This window comes from Streptomyces apocyni, from assembly GCF_009739465.1.
Taxonomy (GTDB): Bacteria; Actinomycetota; Actinomycetes; order Streptomycetales; family Streptomycetaceae; genus Streptomyces; species Streptomyces apocyni.
In genome coordinates, this window is record NZ_WHOM01000010.1 from 1 (window position 1) to 975 (window position 975).

The following is a 975-nucleotide window of genomic DNA, read 5'->3' on the forward strand; positions in this document are numbered from 1 at the left end:
GAGTGGGGCAACCAGTCCGCGAACGCGACGCTGCGGCTTGGCGATTACAGCCGGGTCGCGGCGCAGTGGCTGGAGGAGGCGTCGCAGGCGATCGCGGAGGCGAAGGCGGCGATGCCGCCGCTGTCGGAGACGACATCAGCGAAGGCGGACCTGGCCAAGGCCCGGGAGAGCTACGCGACGGCGACCGACCCGGACAACCGCAACGACCCAGACGCCCGGACAGCCGCCCAAACGGCACGCTTGGATGAATCGGCGGCGCAGGGACGGATGGACGCGGCGCGAGGGGAGGCGGTACAGCGGCTGCGGAAGCTGGGTCAGACGTATGAGTACTCGGCGCAGAGCATGCAGGCGGAGGAGGTGCCTACGTTTCCGCCTCCGGCGAAGTATTTGGGGAAGAGCTGGGAGGATCCGGATCGCGAGCGTTATCCGGCTTCCCCGAGCGGCTCCGGGGGCAACAGCGGTGGGGCAGCGGGTGCCGTAGTGAGCGGATCGGCTGGTCCTGCTGGTCCTGCTGGTACGGCCAGCTCACCCTCTGGGGGGTCTGCCCTGCCTGTGGGGACACCTGCCGTAACTGCTGGGACGGGTAGCCCTTCTCAGGCCCAGCCTTCAGGTCCAGGGGATGGTGCTGTCGCAAGCCCAATTGGGGGAGCCGCGCCGTCCGCCGTTGTGGGTTCGCCGGAACGTCCGGTCGCGATGGGGATCGACAGCGTCGCCGCGCCCCCGCAGGCGCCAGCCGCGCCCTCGCCCACAGGCCCAGGCGGCACTCCGCCGGGTCCGGGACGGCCGGACGCCGGTCTGCCCTTGCCTCCCGGCGCCCTGCCGCCGCTCGTGGGCGGCACCCGCACCGGGACAACTCCCGCTCCCACGACCGGTACCGGACGTCCGGCCCCGGGGACGGCCCGCCCGGTCGGCCTGCCCGGCCAACAGCGCCCGGCCAACCCCGGCCCCGGCGCGGCCGGTCGCCTGCCGCGCGAC

1 pseudogene is annotated in these 975 nt (G+C 73.2%); it reads left to right on the top strand.

Annotated elements, in window-relative coordinates:
• Window positions 1-693 precede the first annotated feature (693 nt).
• Window positions 694-975: pseudogene (locus GCN81_RS32140) on the top strand (SUKH-4 family immunity protein); the annotation flags it as partial.